Annotated in this window: 24 protein-coding genes; 2 read left to right on the forward strand and 22 right to left on the reverse strand. The window is 45.5% G+C overall.

Features of this window, described 5'->3' with window-relative positions:
* Positions 1-28: 28 nt before the first annotated feature.
* From NQ489_RS13200 to mtaB, 9 genes are all read right to left on the reverse strand, one after another.
* Entirely contained in the window at positions 29-1,252 is a 1,224-nt protein-coding gene (locus NQ489_RS13200) for a peptidase U32 family protein (protein WP_021652341.1), read from the reverse strand.
* Positions 1,212-1,904, reverse strand: coding sequence for an O-methyltransferase (locus NQ489_RS13205; RefSeq protein WP_021652340.1), 693 nt, complete (start codon positions 1,902-1,904; stop codon positions 1,212-1,214). Before NQ489_RS13205 ends, NQ489_RS13200 begins: the two co-directional genes overlap by 41 nt.
* On the reverse strand, positions 1,901-2,305 hold the full coding sequence (locus NQ489_RS13210) for an endolytic transglycosylase MltG (protein ID WP_015527091.1): 405 nt from the start codon (positions 2,303-2,305) through the stop codon (positions 1,901-1,903). Before NQ489_RS13210 ends, NQ489_RS13205 begins: the two co-directional genes overlap by 4 nt.
* 11 nt (positions 2,306-2,316) lie before the next feature.
* Complete coding sequence (locus tag NQ489_RS13215; protein ID WP_021652339.1) at positions 2,317-2,655, reverse strand: YlbF family regulator; 339 nt, start codon at positions 2,653-2,655, stop codon at positions 2,317-2,319.
* Between the two features lie 4 nt (positions 2,656-2,659).
* Entirely contained in the window at positions 2,660-4,294 is a 1,635-nt protein-coding gene (locus NQ489_RS13220) for a ribonuclease J (protein WP_044962008.1), read from the reverse strand.
* 281 nt (positions 4,295-4,575) lie between these two features.
* On the reverse strand, positions 4,576-4,845 hold the full coding sequence (locus tag NQ489_RS13225) for a DUF1292 domain-containing protein (protein WP_044962006.1): 270 nt from the start codon (positions 4,843-4,845) through the stop codon (positions 4,576-4,578).
* A gap of 92 nt (positions 4,846-4,937) precedes the next feature.
* Positions 4,938-5,390 carry a Holliday junction resolvase RuvX gene (gene ruvX, locus NQ489_RS13230; RefSeq protein ID WP_015527088.1) on the reverse strand — a complete coding sequence of 151 codons (453 nt, stop codon included), beginning with the start codon at positions 5,388-5,390 and terminating at the stop codon, positions 4,938-4,940.
* Position 5,391: 1 nt separating this feature from the next.
* A complete protein-coding gene (locus NQ489_RS13235; protein ID WP_015527087.1) occupies positions 5,392-5,664 on the reverse strand; it encodes an IreB family regulatory phosphoprotein in 273 nt (90 codons plus the stop codon).
* A 184-nt stretch (positions 5,665-5,848) separates the two neighbouring features.
* Complete coding sequence (gene mtaB, locus NQ489_RS13240) at positions 5,849-7,177, reverse strand: tRNA (N(6)-L-threonylcarbamoyladenosine(37)-C(2))-methylthiotransferase MtaB (protein WP_021652336.1); 1,329 nt, start codon at positions 7,175-7,177, stop codon at positions 5,849-5,851.
* Positions 7,178-7,310: 133 nt separating this feature from the next.
* Between mtaB and NQ489_RS13245 the strand changes: the two genes are divergently transcribed.
* The gene (locus NQ489_RS13245; protein ID WP_015527084.1) at positions 7,311-7,547 is read left to right on the forward strand and encodes an HPr family phosphocarrier protein; all 237 of its coding nucleotides are present in this window, start codon (positions 7,311-7,313) and stop codon (positions 7,545-7,547) included.
* 165 nt (positions 7,548-7,712) lie between these two features.
* Here NQ489_RS13245 and thiI read toward each other — a convergent pair whose 3' ends face one another.
* The 13 genes from thiI to NQ489_RS13310 all read right to left on the reverse strand — a co-directional run bounded on the left by thiI (position 7,713) and on the right by NQ489_RS13310 (position 22,446).
* Positions 7,713-8,894 carry a tRNA uracil 4-sulfurtransferase ThiI gene (gene thiI, locus NQ489_RS13250; protein ID WP_015527083.1) on the reverse strand — a complete coding sequence of 394 codons (1,182 nt, stop codon included), beginning with the start codon at positions 8,892-8,894 and terminating at the stop codon, positions 7,713-7,715.
* Positions 8,895-8,918: 24 nt separating this feature from the next.
* The gene (locus tag NQ489_RS13255; protein ID WP_021652334.1) at positions 8,919-10,073 is read right to left on the reverse strand and encodes a cysteine desulfurase family protein; all 1,155 of its coding nucleotides are present in this window, start codon (positions 10,071-10,073) and stop codon (positions 8,919-8,921) included.
* A 3-nt stretch (positions 10,074-10,076) separates the two neighbouring features.
* Positions 10,077-10,820: a 16S rRNA (uracil(1498)-N(3))-methyltransferase gene (locus NQ489_RS13260; protein ID WP_021652333.1), complete on the reverse strand. Its 744-nt coding sequence runs from the start codon at positions 10,818-10,820 to the stop codon at positions 10,077-10,079.
* Between the two features lie 4 nt (positions 10,821-10,824).
* Positions 10,825-11,778, reverse strand: a complete 954-nt coding sequence (gene prmA / locus NQ489_RS13265) for a 50S ribosomal protein L11 methyltransferase (RefSeq protein WP_021652332.1) — start codon at positions 11,776-11,778, stop codon at positions 10,825-10,827.
* A 158-nt stretch (positions 11,779-11,936) separates the two neighbouring features.
* Positions 11,937-13,127 (reverse strand): molecular chaperone DnaJ, encoded by a 1,191-nt coding sequence (gene dnaJ / locus NQ489_RS13270; protein WP_021652330.1) that lies wholly within the window; start codon positions 13,125-13,127, stop codon positions 11,937-11,939.
* 21 nt (positions 13,128-13,148) lie between these two features.
* Positions 13,149-15,041 (reverse strand): molecular chaperone DnaK, encoded by a 1,893-nt coding sequence (dnaK, locus tag NQ489_RS13275; RefSeq protein ID WP_015527076.1) that lies wholly within the window; start codon positions 15,039-15,041, stop codon positions 13,149-13,151.
* A gap of 53 nt (positions 15,042-15,094) precedes the next feature.
* On the reverse strand, positions 15,095-15,730 hold the full coding sequence (gene grpE / locus NQ489_RS13280) for a nucleotide exchange factor GrpE (protein WP_021652329.1): 636 nt from the start codon (positions 15,728-15,730) through the stop codon (positions 15,095-15,097).
* 18 nt (positions 15,731-15,748) lie between these two features.
* Complete coding sequence (hrcA, locus tag NQ489_RS13285; RefSeq protein WP_015527075.1) at positions 15,749-16,792, reverse strand: heat-inducible transcriptional repressor HrcA; 1,044 nt, start codon at positions 16,790-16,792, stop codon at positions 15,749-15,751.
* A 175-nt stretch (positions 16,793-16,967) separates the two neighbouring features.
* Positions 16,968-18,221, reverse strand: a complete 1,254-nt coding sequence (locus NQ489_RS13290; protein WP_021652328.1) for an ABC transporter substrate-binding protein — start codon at positions 18,219-18,221, stop codon at positions 16,968-16,970.
* 15 nt (positions 18,222-18,236) lie between these two features.
* On the reverse strand, positions 18,237-19,346 hold the full coding sequence (locus tag NQ489_RS13295; protein WP_021652327.1) for a glycoside hydrolase family 172 protein: 1,110 nt from the start codon (positions 19,344-19,346) through the stop codon (positions 18,237-18,239).
* A 41-nt stretch (positions 19,347-19,387) separates the two neighbouring features.
* On the reverse strand, positions 19,388-20,242 hold the full coding sequence (locus NQ489_RS13300) for a carbohydrate ABC transporter permease (RefSeq protein ID WP_021652326.1): 855 nt from the start codon (positions 20,240-20,242) through the stop codon (positions 19,388-19,390).
* Positions 20,243-20,253: 11 nt separating this feature from the next.
* Complete coding sequence (locus tag NQ489_RS13305) at positions 20,254-21,132, reverse strand: carbohydrate ABC transporter permease (RefSeq protein WP_044961978.1); 879 nt, start codon at positions 21,130-21,132, stop codon at positions 20,254-20,256.
* A gap of 78 nt (positions 21,133-21,210) precedes the next feature.
* On the reverse strand, positions 21,211-22,446 hold the full coding sequence (locus tag NQ489_RS13310) for an ABC transporter substrate-binding protein (protein ID WP_015527072.1): 1,236 nt from the start codon (positions 22,444-22,446) through the stop codon (positions 21,211-21,213).
* A 246-nt stretch (positions 22,447-22,692) separates the two neighbouring features.
* Between NQ489_RS13310 and NQ489_RS13315 the strand changes: the two genes are divergently transcribed.
* Positions 22,693-23,334 (forward strand): hypothetical protein, encoded by a 642-nt coding sequence (locus NQ489_RS13315; protein WP_021652323.1) that lies wholly within the window; start codon positions 22,693-22,695, stop codon positions 23,332-23,334.
* Positions 23,335-23,340: the final 6 nt, after the last annotated feature.

Consider the following 23,340-nt stretch of genomic DNA (forward strand, 5'->3'; position numbering starts at 1 on the left):
CCTTTCCTCTCTTATCCACCCTTTCGGATCATTCACCTCTTCGGAGAATATCAAATACCTCCGGCATCTCAGTCAGTTTCACATAGATCCTCTGCTGAGCATGTGGTGCACTCGCCATAGCTTCGCCCTCTTCATTATAAATGGCTTCCACTGTGACCGGAATATTCCTTCCGTCCGGTTTCATGATCTCAATGGTCTCTCCTACAGAAAACTTGTTTCTCTGTGTCAGTCTTGCCAGACCTCTCTCATCGATCTCTTCTGCAAATCCAAGATATGTGTATTCTCTTACATATGTGTTGCTGTCATAGATCTGGGTATTCTCATCCGGCTTTCCGTAGAAAAATCCGGTGGTAAACTGACGGTAGGTACAGTTTGAGATCTGCTCCTGATACCATGGCATATTTGCATGATATTTTTCCGGACTTTCCATACAGTCGTCAATGGCTTTGCGGTAGGTTCTTGCCACTGTTGCCACATAAAGAGCTGTTTTCATACGTCCTTCGATCTTCAGGCTGTCAATACCGCTTGTAAGGATATCTTCCATATGTTCTACCATACAAAGATCCTTGGAATTAAAAATAAAAGTTCCTCTCTCATTTTCAAATACCGGCATATATTCTCCCGGACGCTTCTCCTCCACAACAGAATATTTCCATCTGCAAGGATGGGTACAGGCTCCCTGATTGGCATCTCTTCCTGCCATAAAGTTACTGAGAAGACATCTTCCGGAATAGGAAATGCACATGGCACCGTGAATAAACGTTTCAATCTCCATATCCTCCGGAATATGTGCCCGAATCTCCCGGATCTCTTCCAGAGAAAGCTCTCTTGCACTTACCACACGTTTGGCACCAAGGTTATACCAGAAACGGTAAGTCTCATAATTGGTATTATTTGCCTGTGTACTGATGTGACGCTCGATCTCCGGGCAGATTTCCTTTGCATACATAAAGATTCCCGGATCTGCGATGATCAGTGCGTCCGGTCCGATCTCCTTCAGTTCCTGAAGATATTCCCTTACACCCTCAAGATCACGGTTATGCGCCAGGATGTTTACTGTCACATAAACCTTTACACCATGGGAATGGGCAAATGCGATTCCCTCACACATATCTTCTTTTGAAAAATTCTTAGCCTTTGCACGAAGTCCAAAAGCTTCTCCGCCGATGTAAACAGCATCTGCACCATATATGACGGCAACCTTTAAAACCTCAAGGCTGCTCGCCGGAACCAATAGTTCTGGTCGTTTCATAAACCTGTTCTCCTGTTTTTACACTTACAGCCGCTCCGTCTCCAAGAGGAAGCACCGATGTACGAAGCACCGGACTGTGAGTCAGCTGCCAGAGATATTCTCTCATTCTTTTATAGATTGTACGGTTACGCCGTTCCACAAGATAATGAGATTCAATAATATCCCCTTCCTGCAGCACGTTGTCAGATACCAGCACGCTTCCCTCTTTCATCAGTCTCAGCACGTCAGGAAGCCAGTGGATATACTGGCCCTTGGCTGCGTCCATGAAGATCATATCAAAGGTTCCGGTAAGATTCTTCAGGATCTCTCCGGCATCTCCCTCCAGAAGCGTGATCTGTGACTCTCTTCCTGCGCGCCTGAAATTATCCTTTGCGACAGGAATTCTTTTTTCATAATTCTCTATGGTAACAATTTCCATATCTTCCGGCCCATACTCACACATAAGAAGTGTGGAGAAGCCTACGGCAGTCCCCACCTCCAAAATGCGCTTCGGTTGTTTCAGTGCCAGAAGCATCCTCATAAAGCTCTGCATATCTCTCCGGATGATCGGCACCCGGTCTGCAAGTGCCTTTGTCTCCAACTCCTGCAGAAATGGAGTATTCCCCATATCCAGTGAATTGATATAGGTCTGCATGCGTTCTTCTACGATCACTGGCTGTTCGATCCTTCCTTGCTCTCTTCTCCTGACAGCACTGCAATGATCCTGGTCGGTGTATAAGCTGTACTGAGAAGGTATGTACCTGCTTTGATCTGTCCGTGATACGCGGACATTCTTTCCTGTATGGTAAATGCAAGCGCATCCTTGATAAGACCCTTCTGCTCCAGTGTCTTGCCTACTTTATATGCAGAGGCACCTTCTTTTATGACTACCGTGACCTGCTGTCCCTCTCCCGGGCTCATAGCCTGCTGGTTAAACACATCGTAGCCAAACTGATATGCTGATTTTCCAACCCAGATCAGAAATACGATAATAAAGATATATACAGCGGTTTTAAATACCCCTCCAGCCAGAAAAACGCCGGCCCTGCCAACCTTGTCTCTTGTGTCTGCCATAGTCTTTCCTCCTATAAGTCAGGAATCTGTATGTCGATTCCGTCCACCAGCGTCCTGCATATCCGCTGCATCAGTCTGCACAGCGCAAGCTCTGCGTCGAGATAGGCATTTACTTTCAGGTTCTGTCTCAGACTTGCAGACTCCTGATTGAGCTGTTCCGCAATATGGAACAGCTCATCCTTGTCTGAATGATTCTGCAGTCTGAAATTATCTCCACGGAATCTCATCACTCTGGCTTTCAGCTCAGGATCCCCTTCAAGCTGGGCTGCCTGTTTCTGATATTCCTGATATTCATCGCTTCTGTGCACAGCATCGAGAAGCTTCTCGATCTCCATGCTGATCTCATCCATGAACCTACGCCTCCATAATGATAGGCAGGATCATAGGATTTCTCTTGGTCCGTTTCCACAGATACTCTCCAAGGGCATCCTTGACCTCGGTTTTGATCTTGCCCCAGTCCGTGATATTGTTCTCCAGGCAGGAATCCAGTGCAGTTTCCACAACCTGTCTGGCATGCTCCATAAGATCCTCAGATTCTCTTACATACACAAAACCTCTGGAAACGATATCCGGACCTGCGAGAACTACATTACTGTGGCGCTCCAGTGTCATAACTACGATCATGATTCCATCTTCAGACAGGTGCTGACGGTCACGGAGTACGATATTTCCCACATCGCCAACGCCAAGTCCGTCTACGAAGATCGCACCTGTATGAACGCTTCCTGTCACCTTGGCATCCTGTCCGTCCAACTCCAGAACATTTCCGGAAGAAAGGATAAAAATATTCTCCTTCGGGATTCCCAGATCTTCCACAATGTGTTTCTGTGCAGTCAGATGACGGTACTCACCATGGATCGGAATGGCATATTTCGGTTTTACGAGGGAGTAGATCAGCTTGATCTCCTCCTGGCAGGCATGTCCGGAAACATGGACATCCTGGAAAATAACCTTGGCTCCCTTCATAGACAGTTCGTTGATGACCTTGGAAACTGCCTTTTCATTTCCGGGGATCGGATTGGAGCTGAAGATGATGGTATCGTTAGGCTTGATCGTGATCTTTTTATGGATATTGGCTGCCATACGGGAAAGTGCCGCCATGGACTCACCCTGGCTTCCGGTTGTGATCAGAACCACCTTATCGTCCGGATAATTCTTCACCTGATCGATCTCGATCAGTGTGTTCTCCGGGATCTGCAGATAGCCAAGCTCTGACGCTACGGAAATAACATTGACCATACTGCGGCCTTCCACAGCAACCTTTCTTCCGAACCGGTATGCAGTGTTAATGATCTGCTGCACACGATCCACGTTGGATGCAAAGGTTGCAATGATGATCCTGGATGTACGGTACTCATTAAAAAGATTATCAAATACATGTCCCACTGTACGCTCGGACATTGTAAATCCCGGTCTCTCTGCATTGGTACTCTCACACATCAGTGCAAGCACACCCTTCTTGCCGATCTCTGCAAAACGCTGCAGATCGATGGCATCTCCAAATACCGGTGTATAATCAACCTTAAAGTCTCCTGTGTGTATCACGATTCCCACCGGTGAATAAATAGCAAGTGCGGATGCATCCTGGATACTGTGATTCGTTTTGATAAATTCCACAGCGAAATCCCCAAGATTGATCACCTGCCCGTGTTTTACCTCTTTCAATTTGGTAGAACGCATAAGGTTATGCTCTTTCAGTTTGTTGCGGATCAGTCCCAGTGTCAGCTTGGTAGCATAGATCGGAACATTGATCTCTTTCAACACATACGGAAGAGCTCCGATATGATCCTCATGTCCATGAGTGATCACAAATCCCTTCACCTTGGAAATATTTTCCTTAAGGTATGTTACATCCGGAATGACCAGATCGATTCCCAACATATCGTCCTCAGGGAAAGAAAGACCACAGTCTACAACTACAATACTGTCGCCATACTCAAAAGCGGTAATGTTCATTCCGATCTGCTCCAGACCGCCAAGTGGTATGATCTTAAGCTTGGATGTTGTTCTGCGGCCGGTTTTCCGACCGGATGGCCTGCCGCCGGTCTTTGCCGATTTCTGTGTGTTTCTGCTGTTTTTTACAGCGCCACCGGCTGCTGTTTTCTTTGCTGTTGGCCGGAAAGGCTTATCCTGACGGTTTTTGCTGCCACCACGATACTGTCTTGTTCTTGATCCGGCATTCTTTTGTCTTGCTGCGGTTCTTCTGGCACCGCCTGCGGAAACTTGTACTCTGCTCTCCGCATTTTTGTTGTCATCGTTGTTCTCGCTTTTCAAAAATCGCTCCTCCATTCAAAATTCACGTCATCCAGCATCTGCTGAAAAACTGCATATACAGCCTGAAGTTCGTCATCATCCTCGACCATCTCATAACAGGCTTCTGTGCTTCCCGGAGCTGAAATATCCTTCAGAATATATGCGTCTGCTTCCTCATCATGTGAATCGGACACCAAAAGATAAGTCACACCCGCAATATTGGTCTGCTCCTCTACGTAAAACTCAGCAGCTGTGCCGTCGTCTGACTGAAATATTATTTTTTCCATATTTAATTCTTCCTTATCCGTTCTTGTCAAGCGGATATTCACAATCCGCATTTGCTACCTGATCCGCTCAAAATATCTATTTGCGTTTCCGATCATTCTTCCACGCCTTCCTGCTGCTCTCTTCTGTATGCGGCAGCATCCAGATATCCCTGCAGGATAAAGACTGCTGCTACCTGATCCAGATACTGTTTACGGTCTTCCTTATGCACACCGGTCTCCTCCAGAGTACGGTCTGCCGCCATGGTAGTCAGTCTCTCATCCCACATAACAACAGGCAGACCCGTACGTTTCTCCAGCATTTCCTTAAACTCCAGAGATTTCTCGGCCCGCTCTCCTACTGTATTGTTCATGTTTTTCGGGTATCCCAGAACGATCTCCGTAACCTGATACTCCGAAATGATCTCTTCAATACGTGCCAGAGTACGACGAAGCTTGTTTTCCTGCTTGCGCCATACGGTTTCCACACCTTGGGCTGTCAGACCAAGGGGATCGCTCACTGCAACCCCAACGGTCTTCGAGCCATAGTCCAGTCCCAGTACTCTCATATTAACGTTCCCAGGACTTATTCTTGATATACTCGGTGAGAAGCTCCTCTACCAGCTCATCACGCTCCACCTTCATGATCATGCTTCTCGCACCCTTGTGGCTTGTGATGTAGGTCGGGTCTCCGGACATAATATATCCTACGATCTGATTCACCGGATTGTAGCCCTTCTCATCCATTGCATTGTACACCAGATCCAGGACTTCTTTTACCTGAAGCTCCTGATCCGGTTTTGTTCTGAAATACTGTGTATTTCCCAGATTATTCTCTGCCATTGTCTCTCACGTCCTTAAAATATATTCTTTTTTATTTTAATATAAATTTACATAAATTACAATCTTAAATTTAACGAGGATTGCGAATACAAACTGTCAACGTTACTGTTCACTCCGTTCTCAGTAACACGCTTCGCAAAATATTACCAGGAACAAACAACCTTTCAACATACGATCCCGTTCTTCACTCCACGGCTTCACCGGTCATGATATGCTCTTCAAGAAAGCCTTCTGCCTTTACGATTACGATATCATTTACGCCATAAGCTTCCGATTTCGGTACAGCAGTTTTTATATACTCCCGGCTGTGTCCCAGATACCAGGTCCGTCCATCCTTTGTATACTCTTCCTCGATCAGTACCTCCAGGTTTTTGCCAAGCATGGATTTCTCATAATCCCCTGCATGACGATGATGCAACTCGATCATCTTCTCACTGCGGAAGGATTTCTCCGCCTCTGTCAGCTGTCCGTCCATGGCAGCCGCCTTTGTTCCCTGTCTTCTGGAATATTTGAAGATATGAGTCTCGTAAAAACGGATGCTGTCCACAAAATCATAGGATTTCCGGAATTCTTCCTCCGATTCCTGCGGAAAGCCTACGATCACATCCGTTGTCAGTGCCGGATTTCCATACACTTCTCTTAAAAGCTCACAGCGCTCTCTGTATTCCCCGCTTCTGTATCTGCGGTTCATCCTCTCCAGGGTCTCATCACAGCCACTCTGCAGGGAAAGATGGAAATGCGGGCATACCTTCGGCAGCGCCGCGATCCCTTCCGCAAATTCTCTTGTAACGATTCCCGGTTCCAGCGATCCCAGACGGATACGCCTGATTCCTTCGATCTCATGCACAGCACGGATCAGAGAAAGCAGCGTCTCTTTTTTCTCCTCCGGGAAATCCACTCCATAGGAGCTTAAATGGATTCCTGTAAGGACCACTTCCTTATACCCTTTTTCCGCAAGTGCACGGACCTCCTTCAGCACACTTTCAATATTCCGGCTTCTGACACGGCCTCTTGCATAGGGAATGATACAGTACGTACAGAACTGATTGCATCCGTCCTGAACCTTGATATATGCCCTTACATGTTCTGCTGTATGATCAATGGAAAGTTCCTCATACTCTTTTGTCTGATTGATCTTGATCACATGGGAACCATGGCCCGGTTTGTTTTCCGCATATTCGGCCAGTGCCTCCACAATATTGATCTTCTGGTTATTTCCCAGAACAAGATCAATGGCTTCGTCTTTTTCCAATTTCTCGCCACCGGTCTGTACATAACAGCCCGTTGCCACCACGATCGCTTCCGGATTCATTTTTTTTGCTTTGTGGAGCATCTGTCTTGATTTTCTATCTGCAATATTGGTTACTGTGCAGGTATTGATCACATAAATATCCGCTCCCGGCTCAAAAGGCACGATCTCATATCCCGCCTCCTCCAGAAGCTGCTGCATGGCCTCGATCTCATAGGCATTTACTTTGCAGCCCAGGTTGTGTAATGCAACTTTATTTCCCATTTTTCCTCACTTTTTTTACACTTTAACTAATTATTAAAACAATTTTTATCTCTTTTCACCTTGACTTTTTGGGTACTGACAGGTAAGATGAAAGCTGTAAAACAACAAAAATTTATCAAGGGAGGTTATTATAATGAAAACAGCTAAAATCTCACTGAATTCCATCGATAAGGTGAAAGCATTCGTAAACGAGATCAGCAAATTCGACTGCGATTTTGATTTAGTATCCGGAAGATATGTGATCGATGCAAAATCCATCATGGGTATCTTCAGCCTGGATCTTTCCAAGCCGATCGACCTCAACATCCATGCAGATGGCGCTGCTCTGGATAACGTAATGCAGATTATTTCCAAATATACAATCGACTAATCTATACTGTATATTTGAGAGGAACTGTATCGGATACAGTTCCTCTTTTTTCATGCTTTCAGAATCCTTCTGTTCTCAATGAACTCCCTTTTCCTGATATATCGGTAATTCCAGGGAACCTCTGTAGCGAGGTTCCCTGTTTGTTTTTTCTTATCTAAAAACGGATCACTGAATTTCAATGATCTCTGTGGTATTCAGAGCCGTTTCCATAAGCTCATCGATCTTCTCAGAAAGCTTCTGCTCAGAACGGCGGATCACCTTAAGATTCGGCTTTGTTACAGGATGTTTCGCTACAAAGATGGTACAGCAATCCTCAAACGGCTGAATAGAAGTCTCAAAGGTATCGATCTTTCTGGAAATACGGACGATCTCCTCTTTATCAAAGCCGATCACCGGACGATATACCGGAAGTGTGCAGACCTCATTTGTAGAAGCAAGGCTCTGTAAGGTCTGGCTTGCAACCTGTCCGATGCTCTCACCTGTGATAAGTCCGAGACAACGGTCTTTTTTAGCGAAATGCTCGGCAATACGCATCATATATCTTCTCATGATAATAGTAAGCTCATCATGAGGACACTGATCATAAATATAAAGCTGTATATCTGTAAAGTTAACTACATGGAGACGGATCGGTCCGCTGTATTTGGCTACCAGGCGGGCAAGATCCACTACCTTCTGTTTTGCGCGCTCACTGGTGTAGGGCGGTGCATGGAAATATACCGCATCGATCTTGACACCACGTTTTGCGATCATATAGCCGGCAACCGGACTGTCGATCCCACCGGAAAGAAGAAGCATGGCTTTTCCGTTTGTTCCGATGGGCATTCCGCCTGCGCCCGGAATGGTCTGGGAATATACGTAAATCTTGTCACGGATCTCAACAGAAAGATCCAGCTCCGGATGATGAACATCTACACTTGCCTCCGGGAACGCATCCAGGATACGTCCGCCAAGCTCAGCGCTGACTTCCATGGAGCTGATCGGATAGGATTTCTTTGCGCGGCGCGTCCAGACCTTGAAGCTTCCGTTAAAGTCCGGATGCCACTGCTTCATATAACCCACAACATCTTCGGCAAGCTTCTCAAAGCCCTGTTCTTCATAGATCATAACCGGGCAGATGCCTACAATACCGAATACATGCTGCAGCGCATCTACAGCCTCATCGTAATCATAATTCTCCGGGCAGAATACATAAACTCTTCCCTGCTCTTTTTTTACTTCAAAATCTCCCTCGATCTTGGAGAGTGCGATCTCCATCTGATGTACGAGAGCATCTTCAAAACGATAGCGGTTTTTTCCCTTAAGGGCAATTTCCGCATATTTGATCAGAAATGCATGTACTAACATAAAAATCCCTTTCTTCTGTATTCTCTATCGACGTGCATACCTGCGCAGCATCGGAATTGTTTTTCCCAGTGCTTCCAGGCAGTAATCTACCTCTTCAAAGGTATTTTCCTCACAGAAGCTGATGCGGACGGTACTCTCTACATCCGCTCTTGAAAGTCCCATAGCTGTCAGTGTTGCACTCGGTTTTCTCTTATGACTGGAGCATGCACTTCCTGCGGAAATATATACTCCGAATTCTTCCAGCGTATGGAGAAGAACCTCACTCCGTACTCCGTGGAAGGTTACACTCATGATGTGTGGCGCTCCCTCCATTAACGGCATTCCGTTGACAGTGATATCGCCAAGCTTTGAAAGTCCCTCTGCCATCCGCTCCTTCAGAGCATAGAGGTGCTGTATCTTTTTATCAAAATCTGTGTATACCATATCTGCGGCAACGCCAAGGCCTGCGATCCCCGGCACATTGTCTGTTCCGGAACGCATACCGTTCTGCTGTCCGCCGCCAAGGATCTGCGGCTGTACTCTTACTTTTTCGTTAATATAGAGAAAGCCTACGCCCTTTGGTCCATGAATCTTGTGGCTGCTCACAGAAAGAAGATCGATCCCCAGCTTTTTCGGATAGATACGATACTTTCCGAATGCCTGGATGGCATCTACATGAAAAAGTGCTTTCGGACTTTTTTCATGGACAAGCTTTCCGATCTCTTCTACCGGCATCACGGCTCCCACCTCATTGTTCACGTACATCACAGACACCAGAATGGTATCCGGACGAAGAGCCGTTTCCAGTGCATCCAGCTTTACAACACCCTGATGATCAACAGGAAGAGTGGTCACCTCATAGCCCTGTTCCTTCAGATAAGCAAAAGGCTGGGCCACTGCTGCATGCTCTACTGCAGTTGTGATGATATGGTTTCCCATACGCTTATTGGCTTCCACACCACCGATGATAGCAAGGTTATCCGATTCTGTTCCACCGGAGGTAAAAAGAATCTCTTTTTCATTCACTTTCAGTAATTTTGCAAGGGTCTGGGCACTTCTGCGGACATAATTCTCCGCTTCCATTCCCTTTTTATGCATGGCAGAAGGATTTCCGAAATCTTCTGTCATGGTTTTGCAGACAATATCCTTTACTTCATCGAAGCATCTCGTTGTCGCGGAATTGTCAAAATATGCTTCCATAATCTATTCATCCTCCAGTTGAAACATCAGAACAGAAAGTACTGCGAGTCCCGCGGTTTCTGTCCGTAAGATCCGGTGTCCCAGGGTGATAGGTTTCGCACCGGCTTCCATGGCATCTGCCACTTCCTGCTCTTCAAAACCACCCTCAGGGCCGATAAAGACACCGATGCTTTTTCCCGGTTCGATCGACCGGATCAGTTCTTTCGTCTCTTTCATTCCCTTTGCAAGCTCATAAGGGATCAATAGAACGTCCAGTTCTTTTGCATAGACAAGGGCTTCTTTAAAGGTCATCACAGAATGTACCTCCGGCACCAGCATACGCTTGGACTGTTTTGCCGCACTTTCTGCGATCTGCTGCCAGCGGGATACTTTTTTTTCTGCTTTTTTGTTATCCAGTTTTACCACGCAGCGTCTGGTTGAAACCGGAACTACGGAATATGCTCCAAGCTCTACTGCCTTCTGGATGATCAGCTCCATCTTATCAGCCTTCGGCAGTCCCTGAAAAAGATAAATACGGTTCTGCAGCTCATAATCCGGCTCCTGTACATAGAGGATATGAAGCAGGACTTCATTCTCCCCTGCGTTTTCGATCACACAGTGATATTCTTTTTCCTTATCGCTGATCCAGAGCTCCTCGTCTTTTTTCATGCGGAGCACATTGACAATATGATTGACATCATTTCCTGTGATACGGATCTCATGTCTGTCCCTGTCGATCTGATGAGGTTCCACAAAAAATCGCTGCATGAGATCAGTCCTTTCTTGCTGTCACAGATACCCACTCGCCCTGATGAGTCACCTCAACAAGCGTCAGTCCGGCGTCTTTTACAGCCTTCACTACGACATCCTCCTTTACATCCAAGATGCCTGATGTAATGTAGTAAGCGCCTTTTTTCATCTGTGCAACGATCACCGGAGTCAGCGGTACCAGAACATCTGCCAGGATATTTGCAGTTACGATATCATATTTCTCATATCCGACCTGATTCTGAACTTCTTTGTCATCGATGATGTTTCCGATCATCATGTCAAAGGATTTCTCCTCGATCTGGTTGGCCTCCTTGTTCTCAGACACTGCCGGAACTGCACAGGGATCAAGATCTGTACCAACCACATGACCTGCACCAAGCTTCAGTGCAACGATTCCCAGGATTCCACTTCCGGTTCCCACATCCAGAATCTCCATTCCCGGCTTCACAAATTTCTTCAGCTGACGGATCACAAGCTGTGTGGTCTCATGCATTCCTGTACCAAAGGCAGTTCCCGGATCAATGTGGAGGATCATCTTGTCCTTATCTTCTGCCTTCACTTCTTCCCAGGACGGTACGATCAGAATGTCGTCTACATAGAACTGATGGAAGTACTGTTTCCAGTTATTGATCCAGTCCTTGTCCTCTGTCTGGGATTCTGTGATGGTTGCCTCTCCGATATCCACAAAGCTTCTCAGATCCTCCAGTGCAGCCTTCACATCTTTCAGGATTGCCTCGGTATCCGCATCCTCTTCCAGATAGAAGTTCAGATATGCGATCCCGTCATCTGCTGGTCCCTCCGGCATGATATCCACAAACATCTGTGCTTTGTCCTCATCGGTCAGCGGCTGTTTGTCCTGGATCTCCACACCTTCAATCCCCACCTCGGCAAGTGTACAGATCACAATATCCTCTGCCTCTGTTTTTGTCTTAAGTGTAAAACGGTTCCATTTCATCTTTTATATCTCCTTATGCTGTATACACATTTACGGATTTTCATTCCAGTCTGTCGCCTGTTTTCTATTGTCTCGAAAACGGGCACTTCTTTTAATATACACGAATACAGAAAAAAAAGAAAGAGGCATTTTGTGCCTCTTTCCTGTTTTCACTTTATTTATTCCTCAAACATTTCCTTAACTTTCTCACGGAAACCTTTTTTCTTCTTTTCGGTTTTTTCGGAAGTCTCGGATGTGCTGTCCTCTGACGGACGGTTTCCACATGCCGCATCAAAAGCTTCCAGAGCTTTCTTTGCTTCCTCATTGAGATTTGTCGGAGTCTGGACTACCAGGGTTACATAGTGATCACCACGAACATTCTTGTTACGTAATGACGGAACACCTTTGCCCTTCAGGCGGATTCTTGTATCCGTCTGTGTTCCCGGTTTCACCTCATAGGAAACCTCACCGTCAACGGTATTAATACGCATCTCACCGCCGAGTGCAGCCTGTGCAAATGTGATCGGAGCTGTTGAAAAGATATTCATATCCTGTCTCTGGAAGATCGGATGACGGGCTACATTTACCTCCACCAGCAGATCTCCTCTCGGACCGCCGTTGGTTCCCGGCTCACCTTTTTCACGGATACGGATGCACTGGCCATTGTCGATACCGGCCGGTACAGATACCTGGATCTTCTTTCTGGAAGAAGTATATCCGGTTCCACGGCAGGCACTGCATTTATCCTTGATCACCTTACCGGTTCCATTACAGTCCGGACAGGTCTGAACATTACGTACCATACCAAACATGGACTGCTGAGTGTAAACGATCTGACCCTGGCCTTTACATTTCGGACATGTGACCGGTGATGTTCCCGGTTTCGCTCCGGTTCCGTGACATGTGGTACACTCATCTTTGAGAACGATCTCCAGCTCTTTCTCGCATCCGAAAACCGCTTCCTCAAAAGTAATGTTCACACGTGCACGAAGGTTGGCACCCTTCATCGGTCCATTGTTGGCCCGTCTGGTTCTGCCTCCGCCGCCGAACAGGTCTCCGAAGATATCTCCGAAGATGTCTCCCATATCCGCACCGTTGAAGTCGAATCCACCAAAGCCGCCGGCACCGCCTCCGCCGCCGTTTTCGAATGCTGCATGACCAAACTGATCATACTGTCTTCTCTTGTCGGCATCACTTAAAACGGAGTAAGCCTCTGTCGCCTCTTTGAACTTCGCCTCAGCCTCTTTATCACCCGGATTTACATCCGGGTGATATTTCTTGGCCAACTTACGATATGCTTTTTTTAATGTTGCGTCGTCGGCGTTTTTATCCACACCTAAGACTTCATAATAATCTCTTTTATCAGCCATTGTAATTATTTCCTACTTGTCTTAGACTTCCTTGTAATCAGCATCTACAACATCATCGCCGTATCCTGCTTCATTTCCGCCCTGGGCACCAGCGTTTCCGCCCATGTTGCCCATATCCGGTCCAGGACCAGCCTGACCCTGAGCTCCCTGAGTCTGCTCATACATCTTGGAGAACAGTTTCTGAGCGCTCTCCATCATCTTCTCCTGTGCAGCCTTGATATCTGCAACCTGAGAATCAGTAAGCTCCTGAGCATTTGCTGTCTGTGCAAGAAGATCTTTCAGTGCATTGAGGTCAGCCTCAACACTTGCTTTATCGTTTGCGTCAAGCTTGTCGCCAGCTTCTTTCAGTGCATTCTCAACCTGGAATACCATGGAGTCTGCATTGTTTCTTGTGTCGATAGCCTCTTTACGTTTCTTATCCTGAGCCTCGAACTCAGCTGCTTCTTTGACAGCTTTGTCGATATCGGAATCGGACATGTTAGAACCAGCTGTGATCGTGATGTGCTGCTCCTTACCTGTTCCAAGATCCTTAGCAGATACATTAACGATACCGTTGGCATCGATGTCAAATGTTACCTCGATCTGCGGAACTCCACGACGTGCTGGCGGGATTCCATCCAGACGGAACTGGCCGAGGGATTTGTTGTCTTTCGCGAACTGACGCTCACCCTGTACAACGTTGATATCTACAGCTGTCTGGTTGTCTGCTGCTGTGGAGAAGATCTGGCTCTTCTTTGTAGGAATTGTAGTATTTCTCTCGATCAGACGAGTTGCGATACCACCCATTGTCTCAATGGACAGAGACAGTGGAGTAACATCCAGAAGAAGGATATCACCGGCACCTGCATCACCTGCAAGTTTACCACCCTGTACGGAAGCACCAAGTGCAACACACTCATCCGGGTTCAGGTTCTTGCTCGGCTCTTTGCCTGTTAACTGTCTTACCTTATCCTGTACAGCCGGGATACGGGAAGAACCACCAACCAGAAGTACCTGGCCAAGCTCAGAAGCTGTGATACCTGCATCAGACAGTGCACGGCGAACCGGCTCTGCTGTCATCTCTACAAGATCATGTGTCAGCTCATCAAATTTAGCTCTTGTAAGGTTCATATCGAAATGCTTCGGTCCCTCAGCAGTTGCTGTGATGAACGGAAGGTTGATGTTTGTTGTTGTTGCGGAAGAAAGCTCTTTCTTAGCTTTCTCAGCTGCCTCTTTCAGTCTCTGAAGAGCCATCTTATCGTTGCTTAAGTCTACGCCCTCTGTTCTCTTGAACTCGGAAAGCATGTAATCTGTAACTTTCTTATCAAAGTCATCTCCACCAAGACGGTTATTACCAGCTGTGGAAAGAACCTCGATAACGCCATCACCGATCTCGATCACGGATACATCGAATGTACCGCCGCCAAGGTCGTATACCATGATCTTCTGCTCTTTCTCATTGTCAAGACCATATGCAAGAGCTGCTGCTGTAGGCTCGTTGATAATACGTTTTACATCAAGACCTGCGATCTTACCTGCATCTTTGGTAGCCTGACGCTGAGCATCGTTGAAGTAAGCCGGAACTGTGATAACTGCCTCTGTTACTTTCTCACCAAGATATGCCTCTGCATCCTTTTTCAGTTTCTGAAGGATCATTGCTGAGATCTCCTGTGGAGAATATTTCTTGTCATCGATGGTTACACGGTAATCGGTACCCATCTCTCTTTTGATAGAGGAGATCGTTCTGTCTGCATTTGTAACTGCCTGACGTTTTGCAGGCTCACCTACCAGACGCTCTCCTGTTTTTGTAAATGCTACAACGGATGGTGTTGTTCTTGCGCCTTCTGTATTTGCGATAACTGTCGGCTGTCCACCTTCCATTACGGCTACACAGCTGTTTGTTGTACCTAAGTCAATACCAATAATCTTTCCCATGATTTTTTCCTCCTGTTTTAGTCTGTATCTGTTAAAATAAAGTTTGTTGTCAGTTAGTTCGCAACCTTCACCATACTGTGGCGTACTACGAAATCCTTGTAAGTGTAACCCTTCTGGAATTCTTCCACCACGATGTTCTCTCCAACCTCTTCATCCTCCACATGCATCACTGCATTATGGAAATCCGGGTTGAATTCCTTTCCCACTGCTTCGATTGGCTTCACGCCAAGCTCATCCAGTGTTGTGGTAAGCTGCTTGTAGATCATTTTCATTCCATCTGCAAAAGCATCGCCTTCCTGTGCCTGTGCAAGACCTCTTTCAAAGTTATCCACAACCGGCAGGATCTTTTCAACGATCTCTTTTGCTCCGATGATGTACATACTGGATTTTTCTTTTTCCGTTCTTTTACGGAAATTATCAAATTCAGCCATGGTACGCTTCAGGCGATCGGTAAGTTCCTCCACCTTCTGCTCAGATTTATCTTTTTTCTTCTTTCCGAAGAAGGAAGTTTTTGATTTTTCTTCTTTTTTATCCTCTGAGGCAGCTTCTTCGCCTGGAGTATTGTTTTCTTCCTCCGGCAGATCTTCTCCCTCCGGTGTCAGGTTTTCTTCTTCCTGATTTCCGTCAGTTACGGGGATTTCCTTCTCCGTTTCCTGCTCTTCGGATGTTTTCTTTGTTTCCTCCGACACTTTTTTTCTACCGCCTTTCTAAGTTTTCTTCTTTTTCAAAACGTCATCCAGATGATTCTTCAGTTCCTTCAGACTGTCCACTACATTCTCATAATCCATTCGTTTGGGACCGATGATCCCGATGGTTCCGTACATTCCGTCTCCCAGTTCATATCTGGCAGTTACAATGCTGCAGTCCTTCATGGTCTGGATCGGCATCTCATCACCGATATAAACCTGGATTCCTGTATTCTCTCCATCTGACATCTGTTCTTTTACAAGATCGGCAAGTTCATGCTTCTCCTCAAATGCGGAGATCAGCTCCGTTGCCTTCTCTTTATCGGCAAGCTCCGGATACTTGAAGATGTTCGTTGCACCTGAAGTATAGATCTCCATATCTTCCTCTTCCACATGAATGGTGGCTGCCACTGCATCCAGAACCGTTGCCACCACACCGCTGTGGCTGCCTGCCTGTTCCTTCAGTCTGGCGATCATCCCAAGGTTGATATCCTGGATCGGGATCCCATTGAGATTGGTGTTAAGAAGAAGATTCAGTTTCAGGATCGTCTGGTCGTCCATTTCCTCATCCAGATTGATGATCTGGTTCCGGACTGTGTTGTTGTCACTGACAACCACAGCCACAAGCTGAAGCTCACTCATTCTCGACAGCTGGATGAACTTGATCTTGTTGCCGCTGTACTGCGGAACGGAAACCATGGTAGCATAGTTGGTATTGGAAGCAAGAACCTTCGCAACCTTCTTAAGCACCTTATCCATCTTATCTGTCTTCTCAATGATCAGATCTCGCAGCTCTGCAACCTCTGCTTCCTTCTCTTTCATCAGCTCATTGACGTAAAGTCTGTAGCCTTTATCTGAAGGAATCCTTCCTGCTGAGGTATGAGGCTGGACGATATAGCCCATATCTGTCAGGTCTGACATTTCATTTCGGATCGTTGCGGAACTTACATTGAGATCCGCATACTTGGAAATGGTCCTGGAACCAACCGGTTCTCCGGTCTCCATATAGGTCTTGATGATTGCTTTTAAGATTTTTTGCTTGCGCTCATTCAACACCTCTTCCATGAAGCCATCTCCTTTCCTTTTTATTCTTCCTGACGGATGTTGATTCTTTTTTTATATCTGTTAGCACTCATTTTAGTGGAGTGCTAACATCTACAGTCTTTAAGATATCACCATGTAAAATATTTGTCAATATGTTTTGAAAAAAAGTTCTTATTTTTTCGCAACAAAAAAAGCATCAGTACGATGCTTTTTTGTAATACTGGTCTATGCAGTTCTGTGCTCCGGTAAAAAATTCCGCTTCTGTTTTCTGTCCCAGCACATATTTCTGAAATTCCGTACCCATAGTCGAAACAGCTTCTATGGAATCGGCGCACAGTGGTCTTGCCTTCAGCTTATAATCTTTCAGATATTGCCGGATCATTTCAATGCCATCCAGATCAAAATTCTTATCCTCGATCACATCCAGTCTTGCTGGACACATTTTTGTCAGCTGTCCGTAATTTTTACTGGCCTCATATCCGGACACATACTGAAGGAACTTCAGAGCTGCTTCTTTATGATCAGAATTTTTATTCAGTACATACTGCCAGGTTGCGATATTGGTCACCTTCTCGTCAAATTCCGGAAATGGTGCCATATGGATCTTATCTTTTCCATACACGCCTGCATTCTGAAAAGTACTCAACACACCGGTATACATAAACATACATCCATACTGGCCGTTTATAAATTTTTCATTCAGCTGGTCATGCTGGTCGATCAGATTCTCCTCTGATATCATCCCTGTATCCAGCATTCGCTTCATATATTCTGCCGCTTCTCTTGTTTTCGGATCCGTCCAGTCTGTATAATCTCCTCCGAAAAAATCGACATACTCGCTGATACTATTATATATGTAAGAAATCTCCCATGCATCCCCATATGCATATTTTCCCGTATTCTGAAGCTTTTTCTGAAGGATCTCAAGATCACTGAGACAGGAGAGTCTGTCCAGACCAGCCTGATCCAGCAATTCCTGGTTCACCCAGAATGCCATGATATCCATCCTGAACGGTACCGAAAAAATATGTCCGTCTGACATGCATATTTCTTTCAGGTATTCCTGCAGAAAATTCGCCGCTGTCTCCTCTGTCATAACCGTATCTTCCAACGGAAGAAGAAATCCCTTATGTTTAAATTCGGATATCATCTCATCATTTACTGTGATCAGATCAACAGAATCATCTCCTGATGTCAGAAGAGTTGCTATTTTGGCCTGGCGATTGTCCGCATTGGCCGGACATTTTTCAATATGGATCTTTATTCCAAGATCTTTTTCCGCCTGGCTGATAAAAGAATCAAAGCCTTCTGTGCCTGCATCCACATGAAGGATCGTCAGTTCCTGTCTGTTCTCCGGCACAATATCAGATGCAGCCTCCTTCTTCTGGACTCCACATCCTGTCACTGCCAGAGCCAGGGCAAATACCCCGCAAAATACCTGTTTTTTCAATCTCTACCACCCTTTTTATCTGGGCCATCTATCCTCTTTTGACATCAACGGCTGGAACGGTGCATGAGGAAGTGTCTGATACCAGTACGCTACACTTGCCACATCATCCTGTCGTTCAAACAGGCCACGGTATCCGACGCCTATCTGCTGAATCGTAACGCGAAGATCCTCTTCAAAGCAGATTGGATCCTGTAAATGCCATCTGTAAAAGCCTCTCATTGGCGGGCAGTCATCATTATGATAAAAATTGTGGATCAGCTCGTCATGGGCAGAATAATACGGATATCCCAGATACGGCGTGTTATAATTCTGTTCCACGGTTTTTCCATCCACCTGTTTGGCAAAGCTCCAGGAACCACCAAAGTAATCTTCCGTTCCTGTTCCACAGATGGTCGGATACTCCTCATCTCCGTCAATATAAAACTTCATTTCTCCCTCGCCCCACCAGTAACGTTCCAGTGTGGTAAGTGCCATGTAGGTTCCTATATAATGGCCTTTTCCTTTTACTCCATCCAAAATTGTATAATCTTTTGTTTTTTCTGTCAACCGTTCCCTTCTCCACTGCGCATGGAAATAAGCAATATCGTCCGGAAGCTCATCATAGAGACAGTAATCTACCTGATAAAAGAAAGCCGGGATTTTATTTGCATGCTGGTTTTCCAGTGTGATCTTTGCTTTCTTCTTAAACGGCATCGGGAAATAGCAGTTAAAGCCCCTGTTTGGAACAACAGCCACCGGAACAGAATTTACAAAACATTCCCTTCCGAATCCGCAGCAGAAGAAATCACCCAGAGGACTTTCCACGGAAGGAGTTTCCTCGTCATCCCAGTACATACGGATTACAAGATCTCTCAGTACAAAGCAATCTGCCTCTGTAGTCTTGTTATCAACGGTGATCCAGATATGATTGATCTGTCCCGGTCCTTCCATTTCTGCCAGAGTTACCACAGTTCCCGGCTCAATATCCCTGAGACACGGGCTTCCTTTTCTGGACGGTCCCAGATGACTTGCAGCCATACCGCCTCTGCCTTTTTCTCCATGAGGATTTTCTGCGTTGATCGCACGGCTTTTTCCATGCTTTGCAAGTGCGATCCCTCCCAGTCCGCCTGTAAATGCCTGATACATATCTGTTTTCTCCTCTCTTTTGGAAATTAAAAATATTATATTTACGCTTTTACTCCACCTGCCATGATACCATCCATGATCTGTTTCTCAAAAACAGCTACAAAGATAATGATCGGAAGAAGGATGATCCATCCCATGGCGCTGACCAGATCCCACGGAACTCCATACATGTTGTCACGTAACGGAAGCTGTACGATGGAAACAGAAAGTACCTGAATACCATTTGAATAAAACAACGGTGTGAAAAAGTTATTCAGACAGGTAATAAAGTTGATAATGCAAACCGTAGCGATTGCCGGCTTCATCAGCGGCAGAACGATCGTAAACAGTCTCTGTGAAAAAGATGCGCCGTCAATAGCAGCTGCCTCCTCCAGTGAGATCGGGATCTCACCGACAAAGTTTCTGAGGATCAGAACCGTAAACGGTATAACGGTACTGATATAAAGAAGGATAAGTCCCGGATATGTATCATACAGCTTTACCTTCTGCATAAACTCATACAGCGGGCGGGCTGTGACAACCTCAGGGATCAGCATGGTAGCCAGAACAAACGCAAATGCAACAGAAACTCCCTTTGAGTTAAATCTTGAGAAGCCATAGGCAGCCATTGCACACAGCACGGTACTGATCACAAGTGTAATGCCTACGATCAGAACTGTATTTCCGATCTTTGAAAGCAGTCCTACATTCTGTATCAGAAATTTATAGCTTTCCAGTGTGGGATGATCCGGAAGATAATCGATCGGTGTTTTAAACAGTTCTCCTGACGGTGTGATCGAAGAAATAAAGATCCAGTAAACCGGGAACAGGATCAGAAAAGCCACAACTGCAAACAGAACCCATCTTCCAACGGCTACCACTCCATGATAAACATTATATTTTCCTGTATTCTTCACGATAATTCCCCCTAACTGTCAAACTTATTCATAACACGTATATTCAGCCAGCTGAAGATCGCCATTACAACAAACAGCAGCATAGCCAGCGCCGAAGCATATCCTACGTTTAGATTTGTAAATGCTTCTGTTGTGATTCTGTATGCGATCAGCGCAGTATCCTCTCCAGGGCCTCCAGATGTCATGGAATAAACCAGATCGAAGGTTGTCAGTCTCCAGAGTGTGAACGGAATACATAAAGTCAGGACATTTTTTGCGATCAGCGGAAGTGTGATCCGGAAAAAGCTCTGGATCCCGTTTGCACCGTCTACCTTTGCTGCCTCATAGATATCGCCGGAAATAAACTGAAGTCCGGAAAGTACAAGAATTGCAAAGAACGGAAGGTCCTTCCACAGGTCCATTGCAATTACCGCTGCTCTTGCAGTACCTGTATTGATCAGCCAGCTGTTCTGGTAACCCGGTACAAACCAGCGGATAAAATCATTGATCAGACCATAATCATTGTTAAATGCCCATTTTGCAGCCATACCGGCTACTACTGCAGGCATAGCCCACGGGATCAGCACGATGGTCCTCAGAAAACGGCGGCCTTTGAATTTCATATTCAGGATCAGTGCCAGGATAACTCCGAGGATCACATGAAAGATCATGGAAGCAACCACAAATATTGCCGTAAAGCTGATCGATGTGAGCACTTTAGGATCAGAAAATACCTTCAGGTAATTCTTGAAGCCTATAAATTCATTGATACCTGCAAGGATACTGATATTAAAGAAGCTGTTTTTCACAGTCATCAGAATGGGATATACTGTTGTAAAACCTCGAATCAGTACAACCGGCAGGATCAAAAGCCATGGTATCCACTTCATATTTTTTTTGCTTATTGTCATGGAACTTTCCTCCCTGTTCATCAAGCAATGTAAAGCAGACTTTTACCTCTGCTTTACATTGCTGTTTTTTTATATCTTTTACTTATACATATCTACCACATCCTGAGCCTTCTTGCAGAACTCATCAACTGTAATCTCGTCTTTCATACAGGACTGGAAGATTGTTCCCATATCGCTGATAAATTCCATTGTCTGTGCCACCATCGGACGTCCCTGTACATTGCATTCATTTGCATATCTGCTGTACATTTCTTTTGCCGGGTCAGAATCCGGAACTACCTTCTCTGCAACATCCTTTCTTGCAGGATATCTGTCAAATGCTTTATAGGAAGCTTCCATTCCGCCTTCATCAGCCATATACTGGAGGAATTTCACAGCTGCATCTTTATTCTTGGATGCTTTGTTGAGAACATAGCTCCAGGAATCTGTAAAGATCGCACGCTCTCCCTTGCCGCTGAAATCCGGTACCATTTCCATGTGGATCTTATCTGCGCCAAGCATATCTGCCTTTGCATAATCTGTTCCAAGGCCCCACATGAACCAGCATCCGTATTTTCCGTCATTGATCTTCGGATTCATCTGCTCATATTTATCAGCGATCTGCTCGATGGATGTTTCTTTATCAGCAACCAGATCGTGGAGGAACTGAACTGCTTCCTTGTTTTCCTCTTTGGTCCAGTCAAAATAATCGCCGCCGAACATGTTTACAAACTGTGCAAGCTCGTTAAATGCATAAGTTTTCTCCCAGGAACCGCCGTAGCCGAATCTTCCGTCCTTGGAAACAGCCTTCATATACTTCATGAAATCCTCTTTTGTATCAATGGATTTGATTCCGACCTCATCCATGATCTCCTGATTTACCCAGAATGCAAAATATCCTGTATAGCCTGGAACACCGATGATGTTTCCGTCCTTATCTGTGATCATATTCTTTACATATCCCTGGGCAAACTGATCAGCGATATCATCTGTCATTACTGTATCATTCAGTCCTTCCAGCCATCCGGAATTTTTAAATGCCGCACTCATCTCATCGTTGATCTGAATGACATCCACGGAAGCATCTCCTGTGGAAAGCATTGTGGTGATCTTCTGCTGACGGGTATCTGTATCTGTAGGTGCCGCAATTACATTAATGTTCAGGCCCGTGGCATCTTCCACATTTGCAAGCCAGTCCTCAAAATCCGGGTCTGTGGTGTCGATGCTGTATAAGGTAAGATCATATTTCTCCTCTGCGGAAACAGTAACCACGTTACCTGCCATACCCACAACCATCGCTGCTGCCAAAACTGCACTCATTACTTTTTTCTTCATATCTTTCTTCCTTTCTGGACATTTTCGTGTTTGTCCACACCTGTTTTTGATGGTTTAAGGATACCAGAGAGCCCCCTCATTCTAAATACAATATTTTATGATTTCTTTATATTATTTTTCGTTCTCTTGTATTTTTGTTGTTAATTTTTTATAATCCTTTTATATAATCTATATTTGTAACGGCTTTTTTTCACAGCTGGATTCGGTTTCATTAATTTGTTTTCGACATAAAGGAGAGTATGTACTATGAAATTCCACAAATGTATCCCACCCATTTTTTCCTCATTTCGCTATAAGCTCCTGCTCGCATTTCTGATCGCAACTATGGTACCTCTGATTTCCCTGACCTTCATCAGCTATCACATTTCCTATAACATTGCCAGAGATCGTATCATCGATTCTGCCGTAATGACTGACAAGCAGCTGGTCTCTCAGCTGAACGACCGCCTCGGTCAGGTTGAAAATGTAGCAGATACCATACAGTTTCAAATGTACTCCCTAAATCAGCCTTCCTCTAATAAGGTAGATGCACTGAAAAAATTCACCACTGTAAAAAACAATATTTCGCTGTATAAATCCACATTCGATTTCTTCCATATATATGTTTTTCTGCAGCCCGATCAGCTCGGTTCAAAAGAAAGCCTGTACTTCTTTTCCACAGATGAGCTTTCTGCATATGGTCTGGATAAAAATATTGTTTCCGGTTCAGGCTTTTCCTCTGTCTGGATACCGGTTTCCAATATGCCTCTGCCTAAAATACTGTCCACAAAAAAATCATCTGCCGATGTGATCCTCTGCGTCCGGGCACTGAAAAATCAGGCCACCGGTATTCTGGAATACGCCTACGGCATTGCTCTGGACACCTCAGAGCTTACCACTTATCTGTAGCCTGCT

The sequence above is a fragment of the Blautia sp. KLE_1732_HM_1032 genome (assembly GCF_025147905.1).
Taxonomy (GTDB): Bacteria; Bacillota; Clostridia; order Lachnospirales; family Lachnospiraceae; genus Blautia_A; species Blautia_A fusiformis.

Coding starts and splice junctions, on each gene's coding strand:
- thiI (WP_015527083.1), bottom strand. CDS start 8,894: ATGTTAGTACATGCATTTCTGATCAAATATGCGGAAATTGCCCTTAAG.
- mtaB (WP_021652336.1), bottom strand. CDS start 7,177: ATGGGAAATAAAGTTGCATTACACAACCTGGGCTGCAAAGTAAATGCC.
- ruvX (WP_015527088.1), bottom strand. CDS start 5,390: ATGAGAGTACTGGGACTGGACTATGGCTCGAAGACCGTTGGGGTTGCA.
- NQ489_RS13235 (WP_015527087.1), bottom strand. CDS start 5,664: ATGGCAGAGAATAATCTGGGAAATACACAGTATTTCAGAACAAAACCG.
- NQ489_RS13225 (WP_044962006.1), bottom strand. CDS start 4,845: ATGGAAAAAATAATATTTCAGTCAGACGACGGCACAGCTGCTGAGTTT.
- NQ489_RS13260 (WP_021652333.1), bottom strand. CDS start 10,820: ATGCAGCGATTTTTTGTGGAACCTCATCAGATCGACAGGGACAGACAT.
- dnaJ (WP_021652330.1), bottom strand. CDS start 13,127: ATGGCTGATAAAAGAGATTATTATGAAGTCTTAGGTGTGGATAAAAAC.
- NQ489_RS13310 (WP_015527072.1), bottom strand. CDS start 22,446: ATGAAGAAAAAAGTAATGAGTGCAGTTTTGGCAGCAGCGATGGTTGTG.
- NQ489_RS13305 (WP_044961978.1), bottom strand. CDS start 21,132: ATGACAATAAGCAAAAAAAATATGAAGTGGATACCATGGCTTTTGATC.
- NQ489_RS13245 (WP_015527084.1), top strand. CDS start 7,311: ATGAAAACAGCTAAAATCTCACTGAATTCCATCGATAAGGTGAAAGCA.
- hrcA (WP_015527075.1), bottom strand. CDS start 16,792: ATGGAAGAGGTGTTGAATGAGCGCAAGCAAAAAATCTTAAAAGCAATC.
- NQ489_RS13255 (WP_021652334.1), bottom strand. CDS start 10,073: ATGGAAGCATATTTTGACAATTCCGCGACAACGAGATGCTTCGATGAA.
- prmA (WP_021652332.1), bottom strand. CDS start 11,778: ATGAAATGGAACCGTTTTACACTTAAGACAAAAACAGAGGCAGAGGAT.
- dnaK (WP_015527076.1), bottom strand. CDS start 15,041: ATGGGAAAGATTATTGGTATTGACTTAGGTACAACAAACAGCTGTGTA.
- NQ489_RS13210 (WP_015527091.1), bottom strand. CDS start 2,305: ATGGCAGACACAAGAGACAAGGTTGGCAGGGCCGGCGTTTTTCTGGCT.
- NQ489_RS13315 (WP_021652323.1), top strand. CDS start 22,693: ATGAAATTCCACAAATGTATCCCACCCATTTTTTCCTCATTTCGCTAT.
- NQ489_RS13215 (WP_021652339.1), bottom strand. CDS start 2,655: ATGGATGAGATCAGCATGGAGATCGAGAAGCTTCTCGATGCTGTGCAC.
- NQ489_RS13295 (WP_021652327.1), bottom strand. CDS start 19,346: ATGTATCAGGCATTTACAGGCGGACTGGGAGGGATCGCACTTGCAAAG.
- NQ489_RS13200 (WP_021652341.1), bottom strand. CDS start 1,252: ATGAAACGACCAGAACTATTGGTTCCGGCGAGCAGCCTTGAGGTTTTA.